Origin of the sequence: Brevundimonas sp. SL130, assembly GCF_026625805.1 — a bacterium.
Classification (GTDB): Bacteria; Pseudomonadota; Alphaproteobacteria; order Caulobacterales; family Caulobacteraceae; genus Brevundimonas.
The window spans coordinates 3,376,946-3,400,842 of the sequence record NZ_CP113064.1 but is presented as its reverse complement, the minus strand read 5'-3'; the positions used below and the strand labels follow the sequence as shown (position 1 = coordinate 3,400,842).

At 63.4% G+C, this 23,897-nt stretch carries 21 protein-coding genes and 2 pseudogenes; 9 read left to right on the top strand and 14 right to left on the bottom strand.

Annotated features, from left to right (window positions below):
* Positions 1–46: 46 nt before the first annotated feature.
* The 8 genes from virB11 to OU998_RS16450 form a co-directional block, all read right to left on the bottom strand.
* On the bottom strand, positions 47–1,051 hold the full coding sequence (virB11, locus tag OU998_RS16485) for a P-type DNA transfer ATPase VirB11 (RefSeq protein ID WP_267514730.1): 1,005 nt from the start codon (positions 1,049–1,051) through the stop codon (positions 47–49).
* On the bottom strand, positions 1,048–1,698 hold the full coding sequence (locus OU998_RS16480; RefSeq protein ID WP_267514729.1) for a TrbI/VirB10 family protein: 651 nt from the start codon (positions 1,696–1,698) through the stop codon (positions 1,048–1,050). Before OU998_RS16480 ends, virB11 begins: the two co-directional genes overlap by 4 nt.
* Positions 1,699–2,138: 440 nt before the next feature.
* Positions 2,139–2,834: a TrbG/VirB9 family P-type conjugative transfer protein gene (locus tag OU998_RS16475; protein WP_267514728.1), complete on the bottom strand. Its 696-nt coding sequence runs from the start codon at positions 2,832–2,834 to the stop codon at positions 2,139–2,141.
* Positions 2,831–3,592, bottom strand: coding sequence for a virB8 family protein (locus OU998_RS16470; protein WP_267514727.1), 762 nt, complete (start codon positions 3,590–3,592; stop codon positions 2,831–2,833). Before OU998_RS16470 ends, OU998_RS16475 begins: the two co-directional genes overlap by 4 nt.
* Positions 3,589–4,806 carry a type IV secretion system protein gene (locus tag OU998_RS16465; protein WP_267514726.1) on the bottom strand — a complete coding sequence of 406 codons (1,218 nt, stop codon included), beginning with the start codon at positions 4,804–4,806 and terminating at the stop codon, positions 3,589–3,591. Before OU998_RS16465 ends, OU998_RS16470 begins: the two co-directional genes overlap by 4 nt.
* The gene (locus tag OU998_RS16460) at positions 4,803–7,184 is read right to left on the bottom strand and encodes a VirB4 family type IV secretion/conjugal transfer ATPase (RefSeq protein WP_267514725.1); all 2,382 of its coding nucleotides are present in this window, start codon (positions 7,182–7,184) and stop codon (positions 4,803–4,805) included. The genes OU998_RS16465 and OU998_RS16460 overlap by 4 nt, the downstream gene beginning before the upstream one ends.
* Positions 7,163–7,396, bottom strand: a complete 234-nt coding sequence (locus OU998_RS16455; protein WP_267516831.1) for a type IV secretion system protein VirB3 — start codon at positions 7,394–7,396, stop codon at positions 7,163–7,165. The genes OU998_RS16460 and OU998_RS16455 overlap by 22 nt, the downstream gene beginning before the upstream one ends.
* A gap of 55 nt (positions 7,397–7,451) precedes the next feature.
* The gene (locus tag OU998_RS16450; RefSeq protein WP_267514724.1) at positions 7,452–7,775 is read right to left on the bottom strand and encodes a TrbC/VirB2 family protein; all 324 of its coding nucleotides are present in this window, start codon (positions 7,773–7,775) and stop codon (positions 7,452–7,454) included.
* A gap of 189 nt (positions 7,776–7,964) precedes the next feature.
* On the opposite strand from OU998_RS16450, the gene OU998_RS16445 reads away from it, so the two are divergent.
* The 4 genes from OU998_RS16445 to OU998_RS16430 all read left to right on the top strand — a co-directional run bounded on the left by OU998_RS16445 (position 7,965) and on the right by OU998_RS16430 (position 15,492).
* Complete coding sequence (locus tag OU998_RS16445) at positions 7,965–10,622, top strand: RHS repeat domain-containing protein (protein ID WP_267514723.1); 2,658 nt, start codon at positions 7,965–7,967, stop codon at positions 10,620–10,622.
* Between the two features lie 211 nt (positions 10,623–10,833).
* On the top strand, positions 10,834–12,573 hold the full coding sequence (locus OU998_RS16440; protein WP_267514722.1) for a hypothetical protein: 1,740 nt from the start codon (positions 10,834–10,836) through the stop codon (positions 12,571–12,573).
* 428 nt (positions 12,574–13,001) lie between these two features.
* Positions 13,002–15,143 (top strand): RHS repeat-associated core domain-containing protein, encoded by a 2,142-nt coding sequence (locus OU998_RS16435; RefSeq protein ID WP_267514721.1) that lies wholly within the window; start codon positions 13,002–13,004, stop codon positions 15,141–15,143.
* The gene (locus OU998_RS16430; RefSeq protein ID WP_267514720.1) at positions 15,127–15,492 is read left to right on the top strand and encodes a hypothetical protein; all 366 of its coding nucleotides are present in this window, start codon (positions 15,127–15,129) and stop codon (positions 15,490–15,492) included. Before OU998_RS16435 ends, OU998_RS16430 begins: the two co-directional genes overlap by 17 nt.
* A 27-nt stretch (positions 15,493–15,519) precedes the next feature.
* Here the strand turns inward: OU998_RS16430 and OU998_RS16425 are convergent.
* Positions 15,520–15,649: pseudogene (locus tag OU998_RS16425) on the bottom strand (IS5/IS1182 family transposase); the annotation flags it as partial.
* A 29-nt stretch (positions 15,650–15,678) separates the two neighbouring features.
* On the opposite strand from OU998_RS16425, the pseudogene OU998_RS16420 reads away from it, so the two are divergent.
* A pseudogene (locus tag OU998_RS16420) lies at positions 15,679–16,457 on the top strand (IS630 family transposase); the annotation flags it as partial.
* A 12-nt stretch (positions 16,458–16,469) separates the two neighbouring features.
* On the opposite strand, the gene OU998_RS16415 reads toward OU998_RS16420, so the two are convergent.
* Both OU998_RS16415 and OU998_RS16410 read right to left on the bottom strand, forming a co-directional pair.
* Positions 16,470–16,766 carry a hypothetical protein gene (locus OU998_RS16415; RefSeq protein ID WP_267514719.1) on the bottom strand — a complete coding sequence of 99 codons (297 nt, stop codon included), beginning with the start codon at positions 16,764–16,766 and terminating at the stop codon, positions 16,470–16,472.
* Between the two features lie 310 nt (positions 16,767–17,076).
* Complete coding sequence (locus tag OU998_RS16410) at positions 17,077–17,751, bottom strand: ArsR/SmtB family transcription factor (RefSeq protein WP_267514718.1); 675 nt, start codon at positions 17,749–17,751, stop codon at positions 17,077–17,079.
* Positions 17,752–17,848: 97 nt separating this feature from the next.
* Here OU998_RS16410 and OU998_RS16405 point away from each other — a divergent pair, with 97 nt between their 5' ends.
* Positions 17,849–18,871 carry an alpha/beta fold hydrolase gene (locus OU998_RS16405; RefSeq protein WP_267514717.1) on the top strand — a complete coding sequence of 341 codons (1,023 nt, stop codon included), beginning with the start codon at positions 17,849–17,851 and terminating at the stop codon, positions 18,869–18,871.
* Between the two features lie 257 nt (positions 18,872–19,128).
* On the opposite strand, the gene OU998_RS16400 is transcribed toward OU998_RS16405, so the two are convergent.
* Positions 19,129–20,334: a DUF2235 domain-containing protein gene (locus OU998_RS16400; protein WP_267514716.1), complete on the bottom strand. Its 1,206-nt coding sequence runs from the start codon at positions 20,332–20,334 to the stop codon at positions 19,129–19,131.
* 72 nt (positions 20,335–20,406) lie between these two features.
* Here OU998_RS16400 and OU998_RS16395 point away from each other — a divergent pair, with 72 nt between their 5' ends.
* The 3 genes from OU998_RS16395 to OU998_RS16385 are packed head-to-tail and all read left to right on the top strand — an operon-like array spanning position 20,407 to position 22,090.
* Positions 20,407–20,886, top strand: a complete 480-nt coding sequence (locus OU998_RS16395; protein WP_267514715.1) for a hypothetical protein — start codon at positions 20,407–20,409, stop codon at positions 20,884–20,886.
* Between the two features lie 32 nt (positions 20,887–20,918).
* Entirely contained in the window at positions 20,919–21,443 is a 525-nt protein-coding gene (locus tag OU998_RS16390) for a hypothetical protein (RefSeq protein ID WP_267514714.1), read from the top strand.
* A complete protein-coding gene (locus tag OU998_RS16385) occupies positions 21,440–22,090 on the top strand; it encodes a hypothetical protein (RefSeq protein WP_267514713.1) in 651 nt (216 codons plus the stop codon). Before OU998_RS16390 ends, OU998_RS16385 begins: the two co-directional genes overlap by 4 nt.
* Before the next feature lie 174 nt (positions 22,091–22,264).
* Here OU998_RS16385 and OU998_RS16380 read toward each other — a convergent pair whose 3' ends face one another.
* Together OU998_RS16380 and OU998_RS16375 are read right to left on the bottom strand one after the other, a co-directional pair.
* Complete coding sequence (locus OU998_RS16380) at positions 22,265–23,212, bottom strand: FecR family protein (RefSeq protein ID WP_267514712.1); 948 nt, start codon at positions 23,210–23,212, stop codon at positions 22,265–22,267.
* Between the two features lie 17 nt (positions 23,213–23,229).
* Positions 23,230–23,778: an RNA polymerase sigma factor gene (locus OU998_RS16375; protein WP_267514711.1), complete on the bottom strand. Its 549-nt coding sequence runs from the start codon at positions 23,776–23,778 to the stop codon at positions 23,230–23,232.
* Positions 23,779–23,897: the final 119 nt, after the last annotated feature.

Genomic DNA, 23,897 nt, shown 5'->3' with positions numbered 1-23,897 from the left:
AGGCAACGAAGATCAGCGAGCCTGCTGTGAGTTAGACCGACGCTGTTCACAGCCAATCGCCCCGAAGCTGGATGTTTGAGACGATCCTGCGCCCGCCGCGCCGATCCAGTTGCACGAAGACGTCGATTGTGGAGCGCACATAGTGGAGGACGTCCTCCCGGCTCAACCGCGCGCCGCCTTGCAAGACCAGCAGGGCGATCTGTTCAATCGCCCGCGCCGGGCTGTCGGCGTGCACCGTGGTCATGGAGCCCGGATGACCGGTGTTGACGGAGCGTAGAAAGGTGAAGGCCTCGGGGCCCCGCAGTTCGCCGAGTAGAATCCGGTCCGGTCTCATCCGCAGGGAAGCGTTCAGAAGGTCCTCCGCCGTCAGGCCGGATTCGCCCAGGACGCTGCGCGCGGCCAGCAGACCGACGGCGTTGCAGTGCGGGAACTTCAGTTCGGGCGTGTCCTCGATGAAGATCAGCCGCTCGTTCAGGGGAATTTCGGCGATCAGGGCGTTGAGGAAGGTCGTCTTCCCTGTCGATGTGCCGCCCGAGATCAGGATGTTGCGCCGCCCCAGCACGGCGGAGCGGAGCAAGCCCGCCATATCTCCGGCGTCCAGCAGGGCCCGAAGGCGCGCCTGATCGTCCGGGGCGGCGCCGAGGGCTGAGCGTGCCGCCAGATCCTCGAAGGCGCCGGCGGCCACATAGTCGTCGAGCCGGAGATCCGACCCGACATGTTTTCGGATGGCCAGGGCGGGCTCGCCGCGGGTGGCGGGGGGAATGATGAACTGGACCCGCTCTCCGCTCGGCAGGGCGGCGGACAGCAGCGGGTGTTCGCGGCTGACGCCCTGGTGGGCGAGGGCCGCGATCTGGCGCGCCAGGCGGTCGAGCACATCTCGCGTCAAGGTCGGGGCAGGGTGATGCTCCACCTCGCCGCCGAGGGTTTCGGCCCAGAGTTCGCCCGGACGATTGACATAGATGTCGGTGACGTCGGTCCGCGCGAGGATGTCGGCGAAGGGCGCCAGATAGCTGTGCAGATAGACCTGTCCCTGGGGGGCGAGCCTGGTCATCGCGGCGTTCCGGACGAAAACTCCAGGTCCCGCGCCACGAAAACCGAGACCCGCGCGCCGGCCGCGACGCGCAGGGTCGGCCTTATCGTGCTGGCGGACGCCGAGGCGCCCAGGTTCTGCGTGGCGCCGGGAAGGGCGACGACGACGGAGGAATCGCCGCCGAGGCTCCTGCCGGCCGCGCTGGCGCCCAGGTTCAAGGTGGTCTGGAGCAGGGCCGAACCGAACCGCGCCAGGAAATGGCTGTTTACACGGCCGGGGACGCCGGCGCGCCCCTGCAGATCTGCAGCCGGCGAACCGAGCGCGATGGAGACGCCGTCGGGGCGGACCAGTCTCGTCCATTCGACGAAGGCGCGGCTTTGACCGTCGGTCAGATCGGCCTCGTAGTTGCCGACCAGACGAGAACCCCGCGGAATCAGGACGCGACTGCCATCGAAGCTGGGGATGTCGCGCGAGACGATGGCGCGCACCTGGCCTGGACGAGAGGAGTCAAGCGCTGTCTCGAGGACGGCCGGAATGAGCGTACCCTGTAGCACCGTGGAGGACGGCCGCCGGATCCGGCTCGTGCGGATGGCCGGATTGTCGTTGGCGGCAGGGGCGCCCTCTGCCGAGACCGCTGCCGGCGGGGCCGCCGTCGTGTCGATGACCAAGGTCGGCCCGCCGCCATCGCCCTCGGAAGCCGCACTCTGGACGACAGGGGAAGCGGCGGGCTGCACTGAAGGAACGGGGGCGGGACTCGACGCCGGCGCGGGAACAGACGGCAAGAGTGGGGCAGGGGCGGAAGGGGCAGGCGTGATCGCCGGCGTCGGCTGAGGCGGAAGCTCTGGCGGCGGAGGGGGGGGGATGTCGAGGGCTGGATCGACAGGAACGAACAGAGGCGGCGGCGCCATTGTTCCTGCGACCACTTCGGCAGCCTTGGGCGCTACTGCGGGCGCCATGGCGGCCTGGCGTCGCCCTTCCAGCATCACGAACAGGCCCAATCCAGAAACGACCACCACGCCCACGAGCAGCCAGGTGGGGACGCGTCGCTGCGCTCCCGCCACGACAGGGCGGACGTCGTTCGAACCTTGTCTGGGGTCCAGGTCGGCCGTCACCGTCTATCCTCGCGAGGGGCCTGCCGTGTCGCGCGAGCGACCTGGCGATCAAGGCGGAACAGGATGGTCGGGTGGACGGCGTCGATCACATAGCGGTCGTCACGCGTCTGGCCCTGGAGAAGGGTCTCGGCGCCGCGCTCGTCGACGGAGAAGACGGCCGGCAAGGGTTGCTGGGGCTTCCATTCGATATAGGTCCTGACGCCGTCGTCGTCGATCGCAGCAGGCCTCGCGCCACGGGCGCCAGTCAGTCGGTACCGTCCGACCCCGGGCGTGGGGGGCGGCGTCTGGTCGGCCTGGGGGCGCTCAGGGTAGACAAAACGCAAGGTATAGGGGACGTCGAATCCTGGGTTCGCCGCCGGGGTCAGCTCGAAGCTGTAGACCCGGGCGTCGGTGATGACCGTCATATTGGTTGCGCCGCCGGTCTGCAGCGACTTCAGAAAAAGGGAATCCCCGCGATTGTTGACTGTGACCTGCCAGGCCTCGGAATCGCCGATGGCGACATTCTCGATCCGTTCGTCCGCGCCGAAGATCACCGTGAGCTGGTGACGCGGCGCGATCCTCAGCGGCACGACCCGACCGGCGTCATAGGGCATGGTCTGAATGCGCGGATCGGACGGTGCGGCCGCCGCAGTTTGAGCGGAGACTTCGCTGCCGAACGCCAAGACGACAAGGAGGGCGGCGATCCGGATCATGGCAGCAGGCTTTCCTCGCCGAGCTCCGGCGCGCTCGACGGCTCCTGCTGGATCGGGGCTTGTAGTGCAGGGGGCGGCGTCAGCGCCTCCGGATCGCGCCGGTAGCGGGTGACCTGGAAGCCGAGCGGATTGAGGAACCGGTCATCGGCCGCCATCGGCTCGCCAGAGAAGCGATACTCAATGACTGCAACCCAGGACAGAGGCGGCTGGGGTTGAGCGCCCTCGTCTCGGCGGAAGGTTTCGAAACGGACGAGCGCGGACTTGTCGCTGAGCGGCGAGACGCTCTTGACGCGGGTTTGGACCACGGTCGTGCGCGGATAGAGGTTGAGGGGGCTACTCAGGTTCGACGCCTGCATTCCGGCGAGATACTCCGTGCGGGCGGCCCCTGCGGACCATAGGCCGACCTTGCCGTAATCGGCCTGAAGCGATGTCATGTCGAAGCTCTCGCGCGCGATGACATACTGGACCAGCATGGATTGGACGAGCGCGCGGTCCGGCGTGATCTGGGCGGGATCCAAAGGCTTGAGCGCTTGAACAAAGCCCGTCGTCCGATCGACCAGAAGCGTGTAGGGCACCGTTGTCTTGAGGGGCATGAGCACCATGAGCGCGACGCCCTCGACAACGGCCACAAAGGCGGCGACCGCAGCCGTGATCCAGGCGATGCGACGAGAGACCTTCAGGGCGCCGATCTGATCCGCCGCCCAGCTCCCCGCTTCGCGATAATAGGCGTCCAGCGCCTCTCGTGAGGACTTCTTCATTTGCGGCTGTCTCGAATGGCGGCGCCGATGGATTTGCGCGGCTTGGTGCGACGTAGGCTCTGACCGAAGTCGGGAATGACGAGGTCGTCGCCTAGGCTCGGAGACTGCGCGCCGGCGACCGTTCGCGCAACGAGGCTAGGGGACCGGTCCGTCGGACGAGGGCTGCGCCTTTGGCTCGACATGACCGCCTGGGCGACCGATTCAGCACGGGACGGCGGGGTTTCGGCGTCTCGCCGGGGCGCCCAGGCCGGAGCAGTCTGGGGCTCGGGCGACCGCAACCGTTGAGACTGGAGCCACTCCCCGACAACGGCGACCCCGGTAGCGGGGATGTGAAGTGTGAAGGCCAGTTTGAGCAGGACGGCGAGACTGCCGATGAGGCCGATGGCGAACATCAGGCACAGGATCAGGAGTTCGATCGGCGCTGTTCCGGCGACCACCTTGGCCTGACGAAGTTGGAGAACCTGAGACAGCCAGGGTTCCATAACCGCTAATTGCACCCCGAGCAGCAGGTTGATCGCCAGCGATCCCAAGACGGCAAAGAGGAGCGCGCGGAGCCAGCCGGCGAACACGCCCCGCGCGAAATCGAAGAGCAGAAAGCCGGCGAACAGGGGGGCGAGCGCCAACAGCACTCCCGCTGTGACGCGCACGGCCATCGCGGCTCCGACGACGGACGACAGAAACAGGACCCGGGACCAGCCGAAGGCTGGATCGTCGGCGATCGGCGCGCGCTGAGGATCGGCAGGCGAAGACCCGGCAGGCGGTACGGATTCGAGGTCGTTCCGGCCGCTGCCGAGGTCGGTCAGGCGCCGGATCGCGTTATCGACATGCTGTAGCCGCTGAACCATGTCATGGTCCTGGTCCGGCAGTCCTGTAGGACCGGCGATGGCGGCGCCCAACTGCCCCGGGGTGTCCACGACGACGTCGTAGACCACTGTGCTATAGGCGGACCAACTGGTGGCGAGCGTGATGACGATGCCGATCTTGGCGATGCTCAAGACGCCCGCCGCAAGCCGAGGGGGCTCACCGAGCATCAGACGCAGGCCGAACAGGGCGATGAAGATCGTCAGGAGCGCGGTGAGGACCGGCGACAGGGGGGAGGAGGGGCTCGCCAGCGTCTGATAGCCTATGGCGCCGAGAGCCTGCGCCTGGCAGTCGACATGGCCAAGCAGGCTGGACAGAAACGGTTCGCCGGTCTGGACGGGAGCACAGGTCATAAGGGCCGCGCCCGCTCAAGGAGCGGGTCCATCCATTCGGCTGGATCGTCGCCTACGTTGGCCCGGAGTTCGTCCAACAGCCGCACGGTGCGTTCCCGGCCGGACAGTATGGTCAGGATATCGTCCTCACCTGAAAGGTCGAGGCGCGCCACGACACTTTCCCCGCCGCGCTTGATGAGGAAACAGTGCGAACTGTCAGGCAAGGTTCGGATGAGATCGTATTCGTGAGGCGTGAGGCCGAAGCCCGCGACATAATCTTCGGCGCGCGCCTTGGCGTTCAACATAAAGATCTGGGTCGCGGCCTGCTCCACAATGGCGCTGGCGATCCGGCTCTCCAAGGCGTCTTGAGCGCTCTGGGTGGCGAACCCGACGATGCCGTTGCGTTTGCGGATGGTCTTTTCCCAATCCTTGATTCGGCGGACGAAGACCTCGTCGTCCAGCGCCTTCCATCCCTCATCGATGACGATGATGGCGGCTGACCCGTCCAGACGGTCTTCGACACGATGGAACAGATACATCATGGCCGGCGTGCGCAGCGCCGGCTCGTCCAGCACCGCCGTCATGTCGAAGCCCACGGTGTCGTTGGACAGGTCCGTCAAATCGTGAGGATTGTCGAACAGCCAGGCGCGCTCGCCCTCGCCCCACCAGGGCGCCAGGCGGGACCAGAGGTCGGCGCCGTGGGGCTTGGCGTCGCCGCGAAACAGCTCCACCAGGTGTCTGAGCCGACGATGCGCTACAGGCTGTTCGAAGTTGGCGGCCACTGCGTCTCGGATGCGGGCGAGATCGGCGACATCCACGCCGCCGGCGAGTTGGCTCAGCCACTCGATGAGGAAGGACCGGTTGGCCGGCGTGTCGTCAAGCTGAAGCGGGTTGAGGCCTGCGGCCAGTCCGGGACGAAGCCGGTCATAGCGCCCGCCGATGGCGCGGATGAACAACTCGGCGCCTCGGTCTTTGTCGAAGAAGATGATGCGCGGCGATAACTTGCGCGCCTGGGCGAGGAGGAAGTTCAGCACCACGGTCTTGCCAGAGCCGGAAGGCCCGATCACCGTGAAGTTGCCTAAGTCGCCCTGGTGGAAGTTGAAATGGTACGGGCCGGCCGCCGTGGTTTCCAGGAGGCTGACGGCCTTGCCCCAGTGCCCCCCGTCGGCCTCGCCGGTCGGGAAGTTATGAGCGCTGGCGAGACCGGCGAAGTTGTTCGTCGAGATCAGGCCGCGACGCGCGATATATTTGAAGTTGGCTGGGAACTGGGCCCAAAAGGCGGGTTCCAGCGCGATCTCTTCGCGCACTGCGACCACCCCTAGAGCCGACAGGGTGGCGGTCACCTCGGCGACGCCGGCGTCCACCGCTTCAAGCGTGTCCCCTCGCACGGCGATCGTCATATGATGTTCGCCGTAACCGGCGCGCCCCGCGGCGACCTCGTCCTTGGCGAGGGACAGTTCGGCGCGCAAGGAAACCGCCTCGTCTTCGGCCGATCGCATGCGTCGCAAGGCCAGGTTCATGCGCTCCAGCGCCGCGCCTCGCTCAACAAAGGCGAAGGACTGGGTGATGGTCAACTCGAACGGCAAGCGAAGGAGGTCATCGAACATCCCCGGCGTGCTGTACTGGGGGTAATCCTTGATCGACACCAGAGCTGCAAAGCTGCGGGGAAGATGCCCGCTGGGCGCAAGCTCCACTGTCTGTTGGCCGAAACTGACCCGTCGGTAGGGCAGATAGGCGCCGAGATCCTGGTGGGGCAACAGCACGGGACGGTGTTCGCCGTTGTAAAGCTCGGACAGAAACGCCAGCGGCTCGGAGTGCGGCCCTTGGTCAGATTGCGTCACGCCCAGAAGTCGCGGTGCGTAGTCGCCGAGCGCCGCCATCAAGGCCTCGCGACCCGCGTGGAGTTGGGCGAGTTCTTGGGTAAGGGCTGCAGTGGGCGCTTCGCCGGCGCGCTCAAGCCAGGCGCGAACTTGATCCGCCAGACCCAGTCGCCCCTGCAACGGGCGCCGGATGAGGGTGAGATAAAGGTCGTTCACGAACAGCTGACGGGTCGATAGGCGGTCCGCCCATCGATCCCCCAGCACCTGAGAGAAGGCGTCGGGGTATTCGGCCGCAGTGTCCACCGAGACCCGGCGGCGTACGACATGATGGTAAAGGGCGAACCGGGACGTGCCGATAGCGCGAAGGGTCGCGTCCCTTAGCGCCTTTCGATAGTTCAGTTCGTCGGTGTCGGCTGTTTCGAACAGAAGGCCGCGCAACCTTATGGTCTGCAGAAGCAAGCCGTCCCGCGTCTCCAAGGTGTGGTCATCCACATGGCGGGCGTAGGGCAGATGAAGGCCGGCCGGTTGCTCCCGTTTGACGGTCCGTTCCCCTTGGCTCAGGGGCGATAAGAATTGCATCGCCACAGTCTATGGTTCGGGACGCGAGGGCATCGGCCGATCTTGATCAACCAAAGGTCGATGGCGCGGGGTTCGCGAAGGCAAATCAGCACGCCTGCCAGATGGATGATAAGCGCGACCGGAAGCACCCAGATCGATCGGAAAACGAGGAACAGTTCTGCAGCGATTACACCGTTGATGACGAAGTAATTATAGGTCACCCCCGCAAACATTTGCGGTCGCGTCAGAGCTGTGAAAAGCGGCGCTCGGTCCAGACTGTCCAAGGGATCAGCCCGTGAACACGGCGGCCGAACGGATGCCGGAGACGATGCTCACGGCGCCGAACAGAATAAAGCAGCCGATGATGACGACCGCGCCGTGCCGCCAGTTGATCCGCCCGGTGAGCATGAGGAGGCCCACGCATGCGACAGCGACCACGGCGACGACGGTGGCGACCGTCCCCAACAAAGTGCCTTGAAGCCACTGGACCGCAGAGACGATGGGGCCGGAGCCTCTCGGATCCGCCATCGCAATCTGCGCCTGTGCGACGGCGGGCGCGAGTGCGGCGGTAAGGCCAAGCGCGCCGCAGCCCGATTTCAACTGGATGCTCATATCCCCGCCTCGTTTTAAGCCACGCGTTCCATATCGCTCGTAAAACGGATGGCGCCAACCCGTTACAACGAGGGAGCGTGAACTTCTCCGATATGTCAAAAAGTCGCCGAATCTTTCGGCTGCCTGTCATTTCTGCATTGCGGCGTTTCTCAATCGTGGGTAGGTGAAGCTACGTAGGGGGGACGTTCAATGCGCTATGTGGGTCGGGGTGTGTTTGTCGCGTCCGCGATGGGGCTTTCGGCCTCTGTGCTCTGTGCGGGCGTGGGGCAGGCGCAGGTGTCCACGACCTATACCTACGACGCCCTGGGCCGTCTGAAGGCGGTGACCAACGCGGGTGGGGCGACGGTGACCTACAGCTATGACGCCGCCGGCAACAGAAGCCAGGTGGTTGTTGCAGGCGCTCAGACGGCGCCTGCGGCGTTCGATCTGGGATCGCCCGTGACGGGCGCGACGGCAGGGGCTTGGATCTTGAGCGCTTCGCCGGTCGTCTCGGGCTTCACCGGTACGGCGGCGATTTCCGTTACAGGCGGCGAATACCGGATCGACGGCGGATCTTGGCTGACAGCCGCAGGGACGGTCAGCGCCGGACAGTCAGTCCAGGTGCGGGTTCAGGCGCCCGCAACGGCCGGAGCCAGTCAGACCGCCACCCTCAACATTGCGGGTGTGACCGACACCTTCCAGGTCACCACGGCCGCGGCGGCGGACACGACACCGAACGCCTATGACCTCGGCGGGCCCGTCACGGGGGCGGCGGGCGCCTGGTCGAGCTCGAACACGGTCACGATCGCGGGCATAGATGCGGCGACGCCGGTGTCGATCAGCGGCGGTCAGTACCGGATCAACGGCGGGGCGTGGACCGCGGCGAGCGGAACCGTCACGGCGGGTCAGACAATCCAGGTGCAGGTGCAAGCTTCAACGACGGCTGGAGCGAGCCAGACGGCGACGCTCAACGTCGGCGGGGTGACGGACACCTTCCAGGTCACGACCGCGGCGGCGGACACCACGCCGGATGCCTACGAGCTGGGCAGCGCTGTCGTTGCGGCGTCCGGGGCCTGGTCGGCGTCGGCGACCGTGACGGTTGCTGGAATCAACGCTGCGACGCCGGTGTCGATCAGCGGTGGCCAGTACCGGATCAACGGCGGAGCCTGGACATTGTCCAGCGGAACGATCACGAACGGCCAGACGATCCAGGTTCAGGTCCAGGCTCCTGCGACAGGCGGCGCCAGTCAGACGGCGACGCTCAATATCGGCGGGGTGACGGACACCTTCCAGGTGACGGCCGCCGTGGACACGACGCTCGACGCCGTCAGCTGGCCGAGCATCTCCGAAAGTTCGCAGTCGACGAACTTCGTCACCGGCGGTGCCGGACGGACGCTGACCGGCATCAACAGCAACGTCAATATTCGGGGTACGATCTCGGGGCTGAGCGGCAATCTGTCGGCCGGCTCGCGGCTCGAGATGTGGGTCAACGGCGTGATGCGGTATCACTCGACCAATCTGGGCAACGGCTCCTGGCCGGGCGGGGAGTTCGCGCCGGGCGAAAACGTGCAGTTCGTGGCGCGTGCGGTGTCGGCCGACGGCGCCCAGCGCTCCGGCAGCTATACGGTCACGGTGCAAAACCTGACGAGCGGTCAGGCGCTGGGGACGTTCACCGTCAACCAGACGGCGGGTGCGCCGGACTATACGCCCGAAGCCTTCAACGACTTCACCGACCAGAACGGCGTGACCAACGATCCGACCATCTGGTTCGGGCCGGCCCAGACAGTGACGGGCATCAACCAGCCGATCACGCTGCGCGTCGAACGCTACAATTACAGCGGCAATCTCAACGAGGTCTACGTCAACGTCTACCGCGACAGCGGCTCGGGCTGGGTGCATCAGGGATCGTTCGACCCCCGTAACTCGGGCTACCAATACGTCGACTTTACGGTGAACAATGGGGACAAGATCCACTACGCCATCGATGGGCGCACCTACGATGGTCGCAAGACCGGCACGATGAACATGGTGGTGTGGAACCTGTCGCAGCCCGGGGGCGCCGCCCAGCTTTCAAACCGAACCGCCAACATCACCGTCGATAACGACAACAACTATCCGATCCGAAACGTCAGTCCGGTGGACTGGGACAACGGGCATTTCGAAACCAACGCCAACATCGGCGCCGGCGCGACCAGTTACCGGACGATTTCGGGAATCGAGGCTGCCGTCACCCTGCGTGCGGACCTCCAGAACATCACAGGCCAAGGCTACAATCTGGCGGACGGAGGGGATTTCTACATCGAAAGCGCGACCCGTGGACGTTTGGCGTCCACGCCTTGGCGCAACGGTGGATCGGTCTCCGCCGTGGTCCAGCCGGGCGAGCAAATCCGCTTCTATACTGACGCCTTCACCAGCCAGGGCCGTAAGCAGTACGGCTTCGACGTCCAGGTCTACAACGCCACGACCGGCGCCCACATCGACCACCATTACCAAAGCGGCATCCTCGATGCCGACAACAACTGGGGCTATGGCGCGACCGTCACGCTGAGCAATGCGGACATGTATGTGTTCGAAGAGGTCGTCCGCGCCGGGCGACCGGTCACGGCCAGCGGTTCCGTCACATTCACCGTCGCCGGAAGTTCCGGCACTTGGACCGCCGCAGTCGAATTGCAGAATGTGACGGGTTCGACGCCGACGACAAGTGTCAGCGGAACCACGGCCTATGTGCGGATTTCGGGTTCGACCGCGAGGTACAGCTCTGGGCAGTACAGGATCCGGATAACTGACGCGAATGGGACAGTCAGCTATTCGCCATGGGGCGCCTTCAACCTCGAAATCGCGGGCGCGACCGGGGGCGTGGAACCTTAATCGTCTTTAACATCTCGGATCCGGAACCCTCGGTTGCAGCACGTTAAAAGAGAAAATTGATGATTCAAAAATCGGCGCAATCGCCGCGCGTCGCCTCTCAAATCTTTTGCCTTGTATCCGGATGCGACGAACGTCGAGTTCGCGGTGAATGAGACCTCCAAAAATTGAAGTTGGTTCGCTTGGAGAGGGTCGATATAATGTTGGGGAACATATGAAGCGCAAATATTGGGTTGCCGTAATAGGCGTGTCAACGCTCGCGTTGTTGGCTTTGCCTAGAGTGGTTGGGGCGCAGATATCTTCGCCTGCCCCGGAACGTCCAAAAATAGATGAGAACGGCGTAGATATCCAGGCGGGATATATACATATCAACGAGCCAGGCGTGCGGGTTGGTGGAGATGCCGTCGGTGCTCTGCATTACGAACGGACCTATGATAACGCATGGCGCTCAAATTTTTCAAATTTTCTCGACTTTAGAGAGGAAGTGGAATCCTCCTACAGCTCCAAATCGATGTCATATGGAAATGTCTCACGAAACGAGGTCAATACAGCCCAGGGCATGATGACGATCCCCATGAATGACGGTCATGACTGGGGCGCGCTAAGGGACGGCACTGTACTTGATTTCTTTAAAGTTTTTGTGGCTCTGACTGGCGCTCAGCAGCAATATATAAACTTTCTAAGCTCCGTTACACATCCAAATGGCGTAGTTTACACATTTCATTACAAGGACTCTACCGTTGGCGGCGTATTCAAAACGCGCGTCCAGTCCATCACCAGCAACGCTGGATATCAGCTAAAATTTAAATATATTACCGACGTGAGATCAGCGCAGTCTCCTCTTTCTCCCGATTGGGAGCAGATTTCATCGGTTACCGCCATAAACAATGCCGTGGAGTACTGCGATCCCATAGCTGACTCATGTCAGCTGTCAAGGAATTGGCCCACCGTTTTATATTCAGCGCCCCAGACCTTGAATGGAGTAACTTCCTCTACAACGACCGCTCCCGGTTATGGCGCGATCCGATATGAGTCGGCGCCGGATTCATACAGGATTTTCAATCCGGACGGCACGGTATATAAATCCTATACGCGCGCAGCTATCACGACGGTCTGTATTGCATACAACTGTCCGGGCGGAGAGCTTGGCAATAGGGTCACTTTGGCCACAATGGGCCAGACGGTGACGAGTTACGCTTATCAAAACGCCGGCGATAGCCTGACGGTGACAGTTTCTAGGGGTGCCGAGACACGAAAGTACATTAGTAGCAGAAATGCAGCAGGGTTGTCTTTCATAGATGAAAATGGAAGATCTGTTAGGTTTGATGAGTTCGCTGGAAATATAGTTAAAATTATTAATCCTGAAGGCGATTATTTTACATATTCCCGAGATGCGCGTGGGAATGTTTTGCAAGAAATTCACTATGGAAAATCAGGCGGTCAGTTAAACAGCGTCACGCGCAGTTTTCCGGCTGTGTGTAACTGGCAGAATCAACGATATTGTAACAGTCCTGAGTCAATCACGGATGCTGCCGGTAAGACGACGTCCTACACCTATGCCGCCGCGCACGGAGGCGTGCTTACGGAGCTCGGACCCTTAGTCAACGGCGCCGCTTCGCTAAAGCGCTATGGATATGTCCAACGGTACGCAAGGTGGCTCAATGCGACCGGCGCTGTGGTGCAGGCGGCTTCCCCCATCTGGTTGTTGAGCGAGGAGCGTCTCTGCCGGACCGGGGCGACGACGACTTCCGGCTGTAGCGGTGGTTCAGCCGATGAGGTGGTCACTACCTACGACTACGGTCCCGATGTCGTGGGTCAGGTCAACAATCTCATGTTGCGAGGAAAGGTGGTGACGGCTGACGGCGTCAGCCAACGCACCTGCTATGTCTATGACGCTGTGGGCAACAGGATCGCGGAGACCGCGCCGGCCGCCGGCTTGGCAAGCTGCGCCTAGGAGATGTCATGAAACGAGCATTTCTCTCTATGGTCCTTTGCTGTCTCGCCGTGACGAGCGGCGCATGGGCCCAGGTTTCTCCGTCGAGTTACACGACCGGCTTTCGCTTTGATGATGGCGGCCGACTGGTCGGGACCATTCAGCCGGATCCCGATGGCGACGGACCTTTGCCGTTTCCGGCTGAGCGAAGGACTTATGACGTCAACGGACGCCTGGTCCGGATTGAAAGCGGGCATCTGCTATCCTGGCAGTCTGAGGCGATCCAGCCCGCAGCCTGGACTGGATTCACGATCGTCCATCAAACAGACACGGTTTTCGACTCGCTCGGGCGAAAGCTGAATGACCGTCGGACATCGGCCGGCGGTGCCGGTTCTCTGACGCAATACAGCTATGATACCCGGGGCCGCCTGGAATGCACGGCGGTTCGGATGAACCCGGCGGCGTTCGGGAGCCTGCCGTCTTCGGCCTGTACGTTGGGGACGGAAGGCAGTCAGGGTCCGGACCGGATCGAGCGCAACGTCTACGACGCGGCGGGGCAACTTCTGCAGGTTCGCCGCGCCGTCGGCACGTCGCTGGAGCAAGTCTATGCGGCCTACACCTATTCTCTGAACGGCAAGTCGACCTCGGTGACTGACGCCAACGGCAACAAGGCGTCGATGACCTATGACGGCTTTGATCGTCAGGTGGCCTGGAACTTCCCTTCGACCACGACGCCGGGCGAAGTCAGCACGACGGATTACGAAGCCTACGGTTATGACGCGAACGGCAACCGCACGTCGTTAAGGAAGCGCGACGGTCGGGTGATCACCTATACCTATGACGCCCTGAACCGGATGACGTCCAAGATCATCCCCGACGGCGGCGGTCTGCCGGCCTCGGCGACGCGGGACGTCTACTACGGCTATGACCTGCGAGGGCTGCAGCTCTACGCCCGGTTCGACAGCGCGACCGGGGAGGGGGTGACCAATAGCTGGGACGGCCTGGGGCGGATGACCGCCTCCAGCCTGAACATGGGCGGGGTGACGCGGACCTTCAGCCATCTGTACGACCTGAACGGTGCGCGGACCCGGCTCTTCTATCCCGACGGCCAGTCGGTCGAGTACAATCGCGACGGCCTGGGGCGGATCCATACGGCCGTGATGAACGGTTCGGCCCAGCTGCTTCATCCCCAGTACGACGCCTTGGGACGGGCTTCGGCCCTCTACCGGCTGAACGGCGCCGCATGGGGTTCGCCGACGACCTTCGGCTATGACGGCCTGTCGCGGCTGACGAGCCTGACCCACGATCCGGTCGGAACCGGCTACGACGTCTCTACGACCTTCGGCTACAATCCGGCCAGCCAGGTGACCAGCCGGACGGTGTTGAACGAAGCCTATCGCTTCAACGACCACGTCAACGTCACCCGCAACTATGCGGTCAATGGGCTGAACCAGTACACCTCGGCCGGCCAGGCCAGCTTCACCTATGACGCCAACGGCAATCTGACCGCGGACGGTCAGGGTGGGACCTATGTCTATGATGTGGAGAACCGGCTGATCGCCGGGCCGAACGGCGCATCCCTGGTCTGGGATCCGCTGGGGCGTCTGTTCCAGAGCGCCAGCAACAGCCAGGCCGCCACCCGCTATCTCTACGACGGCGACAAGCTGACGGCGGAGTACGACGCCTCGGGCAATCTGCTGCGCCGCTACGTCCATGCCGACGGCTCCGACACGCCTCTGGTCTGGTTCGAGGGAGCGGGCGTGACCGCGCCCCAGTACCTCTACGCCGACCACCAAGGCTCGATCACCGCCCGGACCAATGCCTCAGGCGCGGTGACCAACGTCAACACCTACGACGAATACGGCATCCCCGGCGCGGGCAACAGCGGCCGGTTCCAGTACACCGGCCAAGCCTGGCTGCCCGAACTGGCCATGTACCACTACAAGGCCCGTATCTACTCCCCCACCCTCGGACGCTTCCTACAGACTGATCCCATCGGATACGAGGATCAGATCAATCTCTATGCCTATGTCGGGAATGATCCGGTGAATCAGAGCGATCCGAGCGGTATGCAGTCTGCCTGTGAAGAGGCATGCCGAGAGCAAGCTGGTAGAGCTTCTGATGTAGTTGAGAATGTATCAGGCGCTGCTGCTGATGGTATGGAGCAATCATCCAGAACTGCACCTTACGGCCGAGCTCTTGGTCGAGGAAATACCGTCGTCGGAGCCGTGCGGGGCGCTGGTGAGCAGGTCGAACGTGTTCAGCGCGGCGAGGTGACTGCAGGTGAGGCGATCGCTGAGTACGTTCCAGAGACGGTGCTCGGACAGGTCTTTGGAACGCTCGGAGCGGCGGGTGGAGTTGTTGTTGGGCGGTGGGTCGACTCGGACACGCCAGCCGGGCCGATAGGCGGTGCCGCTGTTGGGGGCACTCTTGGCGGCTCACTAGGCGATAAAATTGGCCACGCGCTCGGAGGGGGTTTGTATAGAGCAGCGCGAGCTGAAGCGGTTAAAGTGGCGCGGGAGACAGCGCGGAATCTCGATGATATGTTTCAACGAAGTGCCGGTGTGAGGATTTATGGAACGCAGCGCTAATGTGGATGTTAAATACCGATCTAAAAGAGTGTGGTTTATTGCTATTGGGGTTTTTTCCGCGCTGATCTATTTCATTACGGTTTCTCCATATCATACACCTCTGCGGGTGTTGACGCTCCCAGACTCCGGCTTTGAGCGTAGATCTTGGGAGGCGGGGTTTGTTGGTGCGCTTGTGCTAAGTGCGTTGATGGCAAGGCACGTATTTAACATGCTTCGGGGCGGCGGTTACATCGTCAAAAACGTATCGCATGAGAGCGTTTTCAAAAGTTCTTCCGTGGTTACAGTGAATTTTAAAGAAAAACGTATAAGAAGATATTCATCTTTTATAGTAGAAGTGGTTAAGAATTGATCGGTTTTTCTGGTTAGGCTCAGGGCTTCATAGCCGGAATAGCAATGTTGCGGCGAGGGCAACGGCAGATGGGAAGACGTTCGGGCACCGGTTATCGGGTGGTGACGCGTCGCAAGTCCTTCAGCCTGCCGAACATGGTTTCGATGCGGTTCCGCCGCCAGGGCGACGTGCGGCCGGCCTCTGGGCGGAGACCGGCGCTCTGGGCGGATTGAAGGCCATGCCGACCTGATCCTGGGCCTGGTCGAGCGCAAGAGCGACATCACCCTGGCGGAGCTTCAGACGGCTCTGGCCGAACAGGGCGTGGGGACCAGCGTGTCGAGCTTGTGGCGGTTCTTCGTGCGTCGCCGGATCACGCTCAAAAAAAGTCGGCGCACGCGGACGAACAGAGCCGCCCCGACGTCCTGAGCCGGCGTCAGGCCTGGTTCGACAACCAGCTCGACCTCGATCCCGAGCGGCTCGTCTTCATCGATGAGACGGGAGCCTCGACCAAGATGGCCCGCCGCCACGGGCGTGCGCCGCGCGGGCAGCGGCTGAGGTGCAGCGTGCCGCACGGTCACTGGAAGACGACCACCTTCGTCGGAGCCTTGAGGCTGACGGGCATGACCGCCCCGATGGTGCTCGACGGCCCGATGAACGGGGCCTGGTTCCTGGCCTATGTCGAACAGGTGCTCGCCCCGACCCTGAAGCCCGGCGACGTCGTGATCATGGACAATCTCGCCGCCCACAAGAGCACGCCCGTCAGGGACGCCATCGAGGCTGTCGGCGCACGGCTGCTGTTCCTGCCCCCCTACAGTCCCGACCTCAACCCGATCGAGAACGCCTTCGCCAAGCTCAAGGCCCTGCTGAGAAAGGCCGCCGCACGGACAATCGACCAACTCTGGGACGCCATCGTCCGCATCATCCAGACCTACTCTCCCCAAGAATGCGCAAACTACTTCGCCGCCGCAGGGTATGACGCAGACTGATCGGAAAATGCTCTAGCCGAATGCGCCAAACCGCAAGCCATCGATCCGAGACAGAATCCGGCTGATGCCAATGTCCAGCGCGACGGCTTTTGCACCCCTGGTCCCCTCTATTGGAGACTCCGCCAGAAATCTGGCGGCCGCCGCTTTGCTGCCGAAGACATCCACCGAGTCCGCCGCGATTGCATCGAGGACTTGATCCAGCCGATGCTCTGGAACGGGTTGTCCGAGTGTCTCTCCGAACCGAGCGACCGCTGCGGCGTAATCGTGGATGGGTTCTCGGAGCTCGGGAGTCACAATTTCGACCATCATCTACCGACTTCGGGTGCGTGCGCGAAATTAGCGCCGTTTGGCGAAGTGCGTGCGGACCAGTGCAGCAATAAAAAGGCAGCGTAGCCTCTATGGAGCCGCAGGAGGAGACTAGCGAACTTGCTGGCGCTATGGAAATCAGATCGACAGTGTTTCACGTGCAGTGTCGGCCTTTCCGACTGGATACGCCGGTCTGTCTGCGACGGGTGTTGATCCGCCTAAGGAATTGGCTGATCATTCAATGTCGTTCCAACACCTGTACGGAAAACGCTGTGCTCCAAACGGTAGTCTCCGCGATGAGCAAGGTCAGAGGTTAAGGCAGAAAGAGCCTGTCCAAAGCTATTGCGCCAGTAGAGGTCACCGAAACGACCCGGCTTCCCGGCGACCGACGGACCCAACCCAGGACAATGAAGCGGTCGAGCAGGGCCGCGCCCGCCAGGCCGGCCAGATGCGGCCTGCGCTCGCTCCAGTCGAAACAAGCCTTGCAGACGGGGCGGCGGGAGCGGGCGTCCAGTTCGACGCCAATCTGCGACAGCAAGGCCGATCCCCGTGTCGTCAAGGCAAGGCCTTTAACCTCCCCCGAAAACGCGCCGAGGTCTTGCAGGCGCTCAAACAGAACAACAGCGCGTTCGCCAGCCAGATGGTCGTAGCAGACCCGCGCTTCACGCAGGGCGAGGTCTTTGGGGCCTGGACGAGTCCGCGTCGCACCGACACGAGCGGCCAGTCCCAGCACCTGCTCCAAAAGTACGGCGACCTCCGAATTGTGCAGGCTGTAGTAGCGGTGCCGTCCCTGTTTCGCGACGGCCAGCAGACCGCCGTCATACAGCCGGCCCAGATGGCCGCTGGCGGTCTGTGCGCTGACCCCGGCCTCGCGCGCCAGTTCGCCTGCGGTCAGGGGTTGCCCCCCGAGGAGCGCAACAAGGATGTTGGCGCGCGCCGGATCGCCCAGCAGGGCGCCGATCATCGCGATGTCTGGACCTTCTTTCATCCCGCGAGTCTAACCCAAATCCGTCTTCGATGTTTCAGGCTTGGCCGTAACATCCGCTCCCTGGCTTATGATCAAGAGGCGGAAAAGGAGCCGCCTCATGCGCAAGACCCTGATCACCGTCGCCGCCATTTTTGGAGCCATGATGTCCATATCTTCGGCCATGGCCCAATCCAGCCACGACCATCGTCTGTCCGGCCAGGCCGCGCCCAACTGGCGGCCTGAACTCCTGGTGCGCGAACAGACGCCGGCCGACGGCGATCGGTCCCGCCCGGTGCTCTATATCCACGGTTCCAGCTTCCCTTCGGCATCGTCGGTAATGTTTCGTCTCGGCGGGACTTCGTGGGCCGACGCCCTGAACGCGGCGGGGTTCGATGTCTTCGCTCTGGACTTCGCCGGCTACGGCGGTTCCGAACGCTACCCGGACATGGCCAGTGACGATCCTGTGGGGACGCCGCCCGGTCGAGCACCCGAGGCCGCCGAACAGATCGCGCGCGCCGTGGCCTTTATCCGCCAACAGACCGGCGCCAGCCGGGTCTCCGTGATCGCCCATTCCTGGGGCACGATCCCCGCGGCGCTCTTCACCATCCAGCATCCTGAGGCGGTTGATCGGCTGGTTTTGTTCGGGCCAATTCTTGAGCGTCAGGGGCCGTCGGCCAGCCAAACCTCGCGCTGGTCTCTCGTCACAATCGCCCAGCAGCACGCCCGGTTCGTCGGGGGCGTGCCGGCAGGCCATGCGCCTGTGTTGGAGGAAGCCGACTTCCCGCGATGGGCCAGCCTGTACCTGGCCTCTGACCCTCAAGCGAACGAGCGCACCCCGGCGTCGGTCAAGATCCCGTCCGGGCCTGCGGCGGATCTTCTGGCCGCCCGGTCGGGACGGTTGGGCTATGATCCTGGGGAGCTCACCAGACCCGTAATATTGGTGCGTGGCGAATGGGACGCCTCCTCTTCGGCGGCCGATGCGGCGTGGTTCGAAAGCAAGCTCGCGTCAGACCTCGAGTATCGGATCGTCACCGTTCCAGAGGCCACGCATTTGATGCATCTGGAGACTGGGCGACACGCTCTCTACACGGCGACGAACGCCTTCCTGGCTGGCTTGCCGGAAGACGCGCAGCACCCATGATCGGCCGCCCTCCCGCTGATACGTCCTCGCGGTCAGTCTCGCGAGACATGGGCGCCCAAAGAGTCGCACCTAACCTCTGAATGTCGTCTTCTCGACGTGCCGCCAATGACGGGATAGGGCGCGAAGCGGGAATCGTAACGAATGACAGCCTTAGCTTGGTTCGAAGTTGGTCGCTGAATCGGAGGGCGCTCCATTTCAACCAATTGCGCGGCCCCTTCTAGGTTTTGCCGACAATCTTTGTTGGGACCACTTAAGCGTCAGCCCATGTAGAAGCTGGCGGCAGGGGGCGCGACCCATTCTTTGAGATCCTGAGCGCGCGCCCTTAAGGTCTCTGGACGGTAGTTCGCCAATCCGTGCCAGCGGCGGCAGGCCGACAGGGAGATGGCGTCGAGATGGTCGGGGGGCTGGCGCGGCGTCTTGCCGATGGCGGCCATGATCATTCCGCCCAGATCCTTCCTGGGCTTGTCGAACGCCGCCAGAGGATCGCAGATCGCGACGGCCTCATCGATGCGCATCTGTTCGAGCGCGAGACCCGCACGCGCCGCCCCTGCGGCGACCCAAAGCAGGGCTGCCGCCGACAATCCATGATCGCCGCTCCCGCCCCCGACGGATCCATGCACGCCTGGAAACCAGTGCTGCTGGTAGGGGCGCTGGTCGTAGGGAGCGGTCCCGGCGCCGGCGTTGTCATTGAGGTTGTCGATATTGGTCCAGAGCGCCGGGGTGAAGGTCTCGCGCTGCTCGTCGATAGCGACGGCGTGCCGCGCCGATCGAACGAAACGCGACAGGTCTGTGCTGTGGAAACGGTGCTTCTTGTTGAAGTCGGGTGCGAAGGGCAGTTTGGACGGAATCCCCATCGAACCGACGGTGTCCCACACCCCGACATATTGGATGGACGCGCTGTCTTGTGCGTCCGGCGCCAGCAATCCCTCGCGATCATGGGCGCGCACGCCGGTGACCGCCCCCACTGGATGGCCGAACGTCGCATTGAACGCCCTCTGCTCTTCGGCCGCCTTCGCCTTCTCGGCAGTCGGCGCATCCTCCCGCGGCGCACCGCGATAGAGCGCCATGGCGGCGCCGATCTTCTGGACGTTCTCGCGCTTCAGCACCCAGACCCGGCGCAGGAGTCCGGCCAGGCTCCGTGCGGTATAGGCGCCGCGGCTGAAGCCGAAGATGAAGATACGGTCTCCTGGCTCGTAGTTCATGCAGAGGAATTGGTAGGCTTCGACGATCTTGTGATCGAGCCCCTGGCCGAAGGCCCCGCCCAGAAGCTTGGTGCCCCGGTTAAACACGCCCTCGCCGACCCCGACGCCGTTGTCGTAGTAGACCAGTTGATCGACGCCTTCCGGCGTACGAGGCCGTACGGCCCGCATCAGCTTGACGACATTGGTCGCGTATTCCTGGCTCAATGTCTGCCAGGTGCCGTCGCAAAAGATCGCTATGTTTCTCACCTCGGCCCCCAACATTAACGCTCCAATAAAACAACGTTAATCGAACATTGCAATTCCAGATTGACAGGCGTTCGACCTTGGGGCGCTATGGCGGAGAACCTCGGGGAAAGTTCCTTGGCGCCTTCGCACGACGACGAACACGACGACGAACACGGCCCGACAGGCCCCGAGTATGAATTCGCGGTCCATGCCCGCGCCTACTGGTCCGAAAGCGGTGTTCACGTCACCCCCGACCAGACGTGGTTGATCGAGGCGGAAGGCGCCTGGACCGACTGGACCAACACGTGCGGGCCAGAAGGCTACGCCGCGCCGAAGCTCAAGCTTTTCGAGTCCTTGCGGCGCCGGCCTGCCGAGGCCTGGTTCGCGCTTATCGCATCGATTGGCCATGACGATCCCGCTCCAGTCGCCGTAGGACAACGCCTGCTCTTTCGGCCCGCCCGGGCCGGGTCACTCGCCTTCTACGCCAATGATATTCCCGCCATGTACTGGAACAATCGGGACCGCCTGATCGTCCGCCTCCGCTCCGTCGTCTCCTTCACAGGATCGACGGGCGGCGCCTCCGTCTGACCTTCAACCGCCGCAGCGAAACGATTTTCGACATGGCTCCGCGCACCCCTTCCCGTAACCGTTCGGGCATGAACCCGTACCAGCGGCGCGTCGCGCTCTATATTCTGATCACCCTCATCGCCGCCTATGTCGCCCCTCTCGTCGCCGCCGCCGCCGCCGGTCTTGTCGGCGCGCTTCAGGGTGAAAACGGCCCAGGCGCCTTGCTGCTTCTTCTGATGACGGACGAAGGCCCCTACGGCCAAGCCTCCACGCTCTTCACGCCCCTGATCGCCGGATTGACCGTGACAACCCTCTGGACGGCGCAAAATCGTCGATGGACCTATGCCGTGATCGGCCTTTGCGCGGCCGGAGTCGCCGCCGCGGTCGCCCTCTCGCTCATCCTCTCGAACGACGAGACGGCTCAGCTGCTCTACTGGCATGCGTCCGAGGGCGCGGACAGCCTCGCATCGTTCGATCTGCTGAAGAACCGTTTCCTCGGCATGGTGATCGGGGCGCTGGCCACAGTGATCGGCGTCCTTCTCGGTCTCAAGGCGGTTGATACGGAGAGCGCAGGATGATGCGACCTGTCTTTGGGGTTCTCGCGGGCCTGATCTTCTCGGGGCTTGGTTTCACGGCCCAGGCCCAGGCCCAGGCCCAGGGCCAGACCCAGGCGAGACCGGCCGTCGCCGTCGTCGTCAAGGTTCAGGCAGACGCCGACTCCGTTCTGCCCGTCCGGGTGACTTACGAGGATGGGACTGGGCGGCAGGAGTTTAAAAAGATTGGTCGGGACAGCTTCAACATCAGTCTCTCCAGCCAGGCCCTTTCGTCCGGCGGTCAGATTGTCATCCACGACGCCGACGCGGTCGATGACTACGACGACCGCATTCAACTTGACGGTCAAGCGGCGCACCCCGGTCAATCCCTGAGCATCATAGTCGACCGCCGGATCGCGCCAAAATGCAACAGGACGGCGATCCGAAGCCTGACCGACGGAGACCCCAGTCCCGGACGCACGCTCGCCCGCTACCTCGTGATCCGCCAGGTGCGCTACCGAGGGTTGTGTGTTGTGGAGGCCTTCAAGAGAGAGGTGGTGGAAACCTGGTATCGCCTCAGTCTGCGAATCAACCGCGACGCTCCGATCTTCGCTCTGGACCGCCGCGCCGAGAAGGAGATGCGTAGACTGGATCCATACCGACTCAAGCAAATCCAGCAGGAAGAGACCTGAGACGCCGCGCGCGAAGCCCTAGGCGGTGCGGACAAGGTGGAGTCCCAAATCCCCTGATCGCTGATTCAAGGCTGTTGTTTGCGGAGAACCGCAGCGCGTAGTTTCTATAATTCGCGACATGCCCGTTCCGGGCTGTTCGAGCCGATCCGACCCACCCCGGGCTCCGGCGGGCGTTTAGCGGCGAGCGTTCGTCGCGCCGGATGACGACGACAGGCGCCACGCCTCGCCGTCCTGCCGAACGGCGACGTCGTACAGACCGTGCAGCGCCTTGGCGAAGGCGGCGGTGTCGCCCGTCTCGAACACGCCGTCGATCCGCAGTTGTCCAAGCGCGGCGTCGTCCAGCCGGAGGGGGGCGCGGCTGTACCGGTTCATCTCAGCGACGGCGGCCGACAGAGGGGTTCGGTCGAAACTGACCAGGCCCCTGCGCCAGTCGTCTATCCGTCCGACGCGCGCGCTTGTGATGCTTCCGGGGCGACCGGACGCGGAGACGCGCACCGCCTGACCGGGCGCGAGCCTTACGGCGGCGTTCGCCTGGTCGCGCGTCTGGTCGTTCATCTGGCCGTTCATCTGGCCGTTCGCCGGGCCCACCGTGACGCCGCCCTCGAGCAGATCGACGTCGGTGAAGTCCGGGTGCTGATAGAGGTTGAACCGGGTGCCCGTGACGCGGATTTGCGCCGCGTGGCTGAAGACGTCGAACGGCGCATGGTCGGCTTGTCGCTGCACCGAGAAGAAGGCCTCGCCGGCGGCCAGAACGACTTCGCGGCGACCGCCGCCGAACCGAACCTCGATGCGGCTGGCCGTGTTGAGCGTGACCTGGGAGCCGTCGGGCAGGGTGACGGTGCGACGCTCGCCTATGCCGGTCTCGTGGACGACAGGCTGTGCACGCCACAGGAAGACGCCGCCGAAAGCGACGCCGGCGGCCAGGGTTCCACCCACCAGCCAGGCGCGGCGGTTCACCGCGAGACGTGTTTTCACCTCGTCCACGGCGAAGTCAGAGGCGTCCAATTGCCCGATCGCATCCCAGACGTCGTCGATCTCGGACGCCGCGCGCGGATCGACGACCTCGCCCCGCTCCTCAGCCAGGCGAGCCGCGACGAAGGCTTCAGCTTCGTCGTCACGCATCGGGGGGCGCAATTGAATTACAGTTCGAACCATCCACAATCCTTAAGTCTGTGTCGGCAACTTGCAAGCGCATCGGCCAGCAGACGTTGGGTCGTTCGCAGTGGGATGCGTCTGCGTTCTGAAATCTCCACCAGGGTCAGCCCCTCGACCCGGTGCATCATCAGCACCAGTCGCTGGTCGCGCGGCAGGCTGGCGATGGCGCGGCGCAGCAGGTCGGCGTTTTGCTGCCAGCGCAACTCGTCGAAGGGCGAGGGGGCGTCGTGGGCCAGGTCGTCCGGCACTTCGACGTGGCGATCACCGCCGCGTCCCATCCGGCGGCGACGCAGATCCCGCGCCACGCTGTCGGCGGTCTTGAACACATAGGTGGCGTTGAACTCGGGCGGCGGAACACCGGACGCCAAGCGTGTCAGACGCAGATAGATGTCCTGAAGCGCATCCTCGGCGTCGGCGGGCGCGAGAAACCGAACCAGATGCCGACGCAGCCGTGTGTCGAACCGCTGAAGCAGTTCAGCCATGATCGCCGCAGCGCGGCTCTCGCCGTCTGTCGGCTTCTGTGAAGCTGTCATCGATGGTGCGACGCCGTCAAACATCCGAACTCGCTGGAGCCTGTACTTCAAGGGACGCAGCCGCGTCGACAGGCCGCCAAATGAATTGACGCCATGTCATCATTCCATTGCAGCCGGAC

Bases quoted from the DNA above. Each gene is read 5' to 3' on its own strand.
- OU998_RS16475 (WP_267514728.1), bottom strand. From the start codon at position 2,834: ATGATCCGGATCGCCGCCCTCCTTGTCGTCTTGGCGTTCGGCAGCGAA.
- OU998_RS16430 (WP_267514720.1), top strand. From the start codon at position 15,127: ATGGAACGCAGCGCTAATGTGGATGTTAAATACCGATCTAAAAGAGTG.
- OU998_RS16440 (WP_267514722.1), top strand. From the start codon at position 10,834: ATGAAGCGCAAATATTGGGTTGCCGTAATAGGCGTGTCAACGCTCGCG.
- OU998_RS16390 (WP_267514714.1), top strand. From the start codon at position 20,919: ATGGCTCCGCGCACCCCTTCCCGTAACCGTTCGGGCATGAACCCGTAC.
- OU998_RS16470 (WP_267514727.1), bottom strand. From the start codon at position 3,592: ATGAAGAAGTCCTCACGAGAGGCGCTGGACGCCTATTATCGCGAAGCG.
- OU998_RS16400 (WP_267514716.1), bottom strand. From the start codon at position 20,334: ATGTTGGGGGCCGAGGTGAGAAACATAGCGATCTTTTGCGACGGCACC.
- OU998_RS16375 (WP_267514711.1), bottom strand. From the start codon at position 23,778: ATGACAGCTTCACAGAAGCCGACAGACGGCGAGAGCCGCGCTGCGGCG.
- OU998_RS16465 (WP_267514726.1), bottom strand. From the start codon at position 4,806: ATGACCTGTGCTCCCGTCCAGACCGGCGAACCGTTTCTGTCCAGCCTG.
- OU998_RS16405 (WP_267514717.1), top strand. From the start codon at position 17,849: ATGCGCAAGACCCTGATCACCGTCGCCGCCATTTTTGGAGCCATGATG.
- virB11 (WP_267514730.1), bottom strand. From the start codon at position 1,051: ATGACCAGGCTCGCCCCCCAGGGACAGGTCTATCTGCACAGCTATCTG.
- OU998_RS16435 (WP_267514721.1), top strand. From the start codon at position 13,002: ATGAACCCGGCGGCGTTCGGGAGCCTGCCGTCTTCGGCCTGTACGTTG.
- OU998_RS16460 (WP_267514725.1), bottom strand. From the start codon at position 7,184: ATGCAATTCTTATCGCCCCTGAGCCAAGGGGAACGGACCGTCAAACGG.
- OU998_RS16455 (WP_267516831.1), bottom strand. From the start codon at position 7,396: ATGTTTGCGGGGGTGACCTATAATTACTTCGTCATCAACGGTGTAATC.
- OU998_RS16385 (WP_267514713.1), top strand. From the start codon at position 21,440: ATGATGCGACCTGTCTTTGGGGTTCTCGCGGGCCTGATCTTCTCGGGG.
- OU998_RS16380 (WP_267514712.1), bottom strand. From the start codon at position 23,212: ATGCGTGACGACGAAGCTGAAGCCTTCGTCGCGGCTCGCCTGGCTGAG.
- OU998_RS16450 (WP_267514724.1), bottom strand. From the start codon at position 7,775: ATGAGCATCCAGTTGAAATCGGGCTGCGGCGCGCTTGGCCTTACCGCC.
- OU998_RS16445 (WP_267514723.1), top strand. From the start codon at position 7,965: ATGCGCTATGTGGGTCGGGGTGTGTTTGTCGCGTCCGCGATGGGGCTT.
- OU998_RS16395 (WP_267514715.1), top strand. From the start codon at position 20,407: ATGGCGGAGAACCTCGGGGAAAGTTCCTTGGCGCCTTCGCACGACGAC.
- OU998_RS16410 (WP_267514718.1), bottom strand. From the start codon at position 17,751: ATGAAAGAAGGTCCAGACATCGCGATGATCGGCGCCCTGCTGGGCGAT.
- OU998_RS16415 (WP_267514719.1), bottom strand. From the start codon at position 16,766: ATGATGGTCGAAATTGTGACTCCCGAGCTCCGAGAACCCATCCACGAT.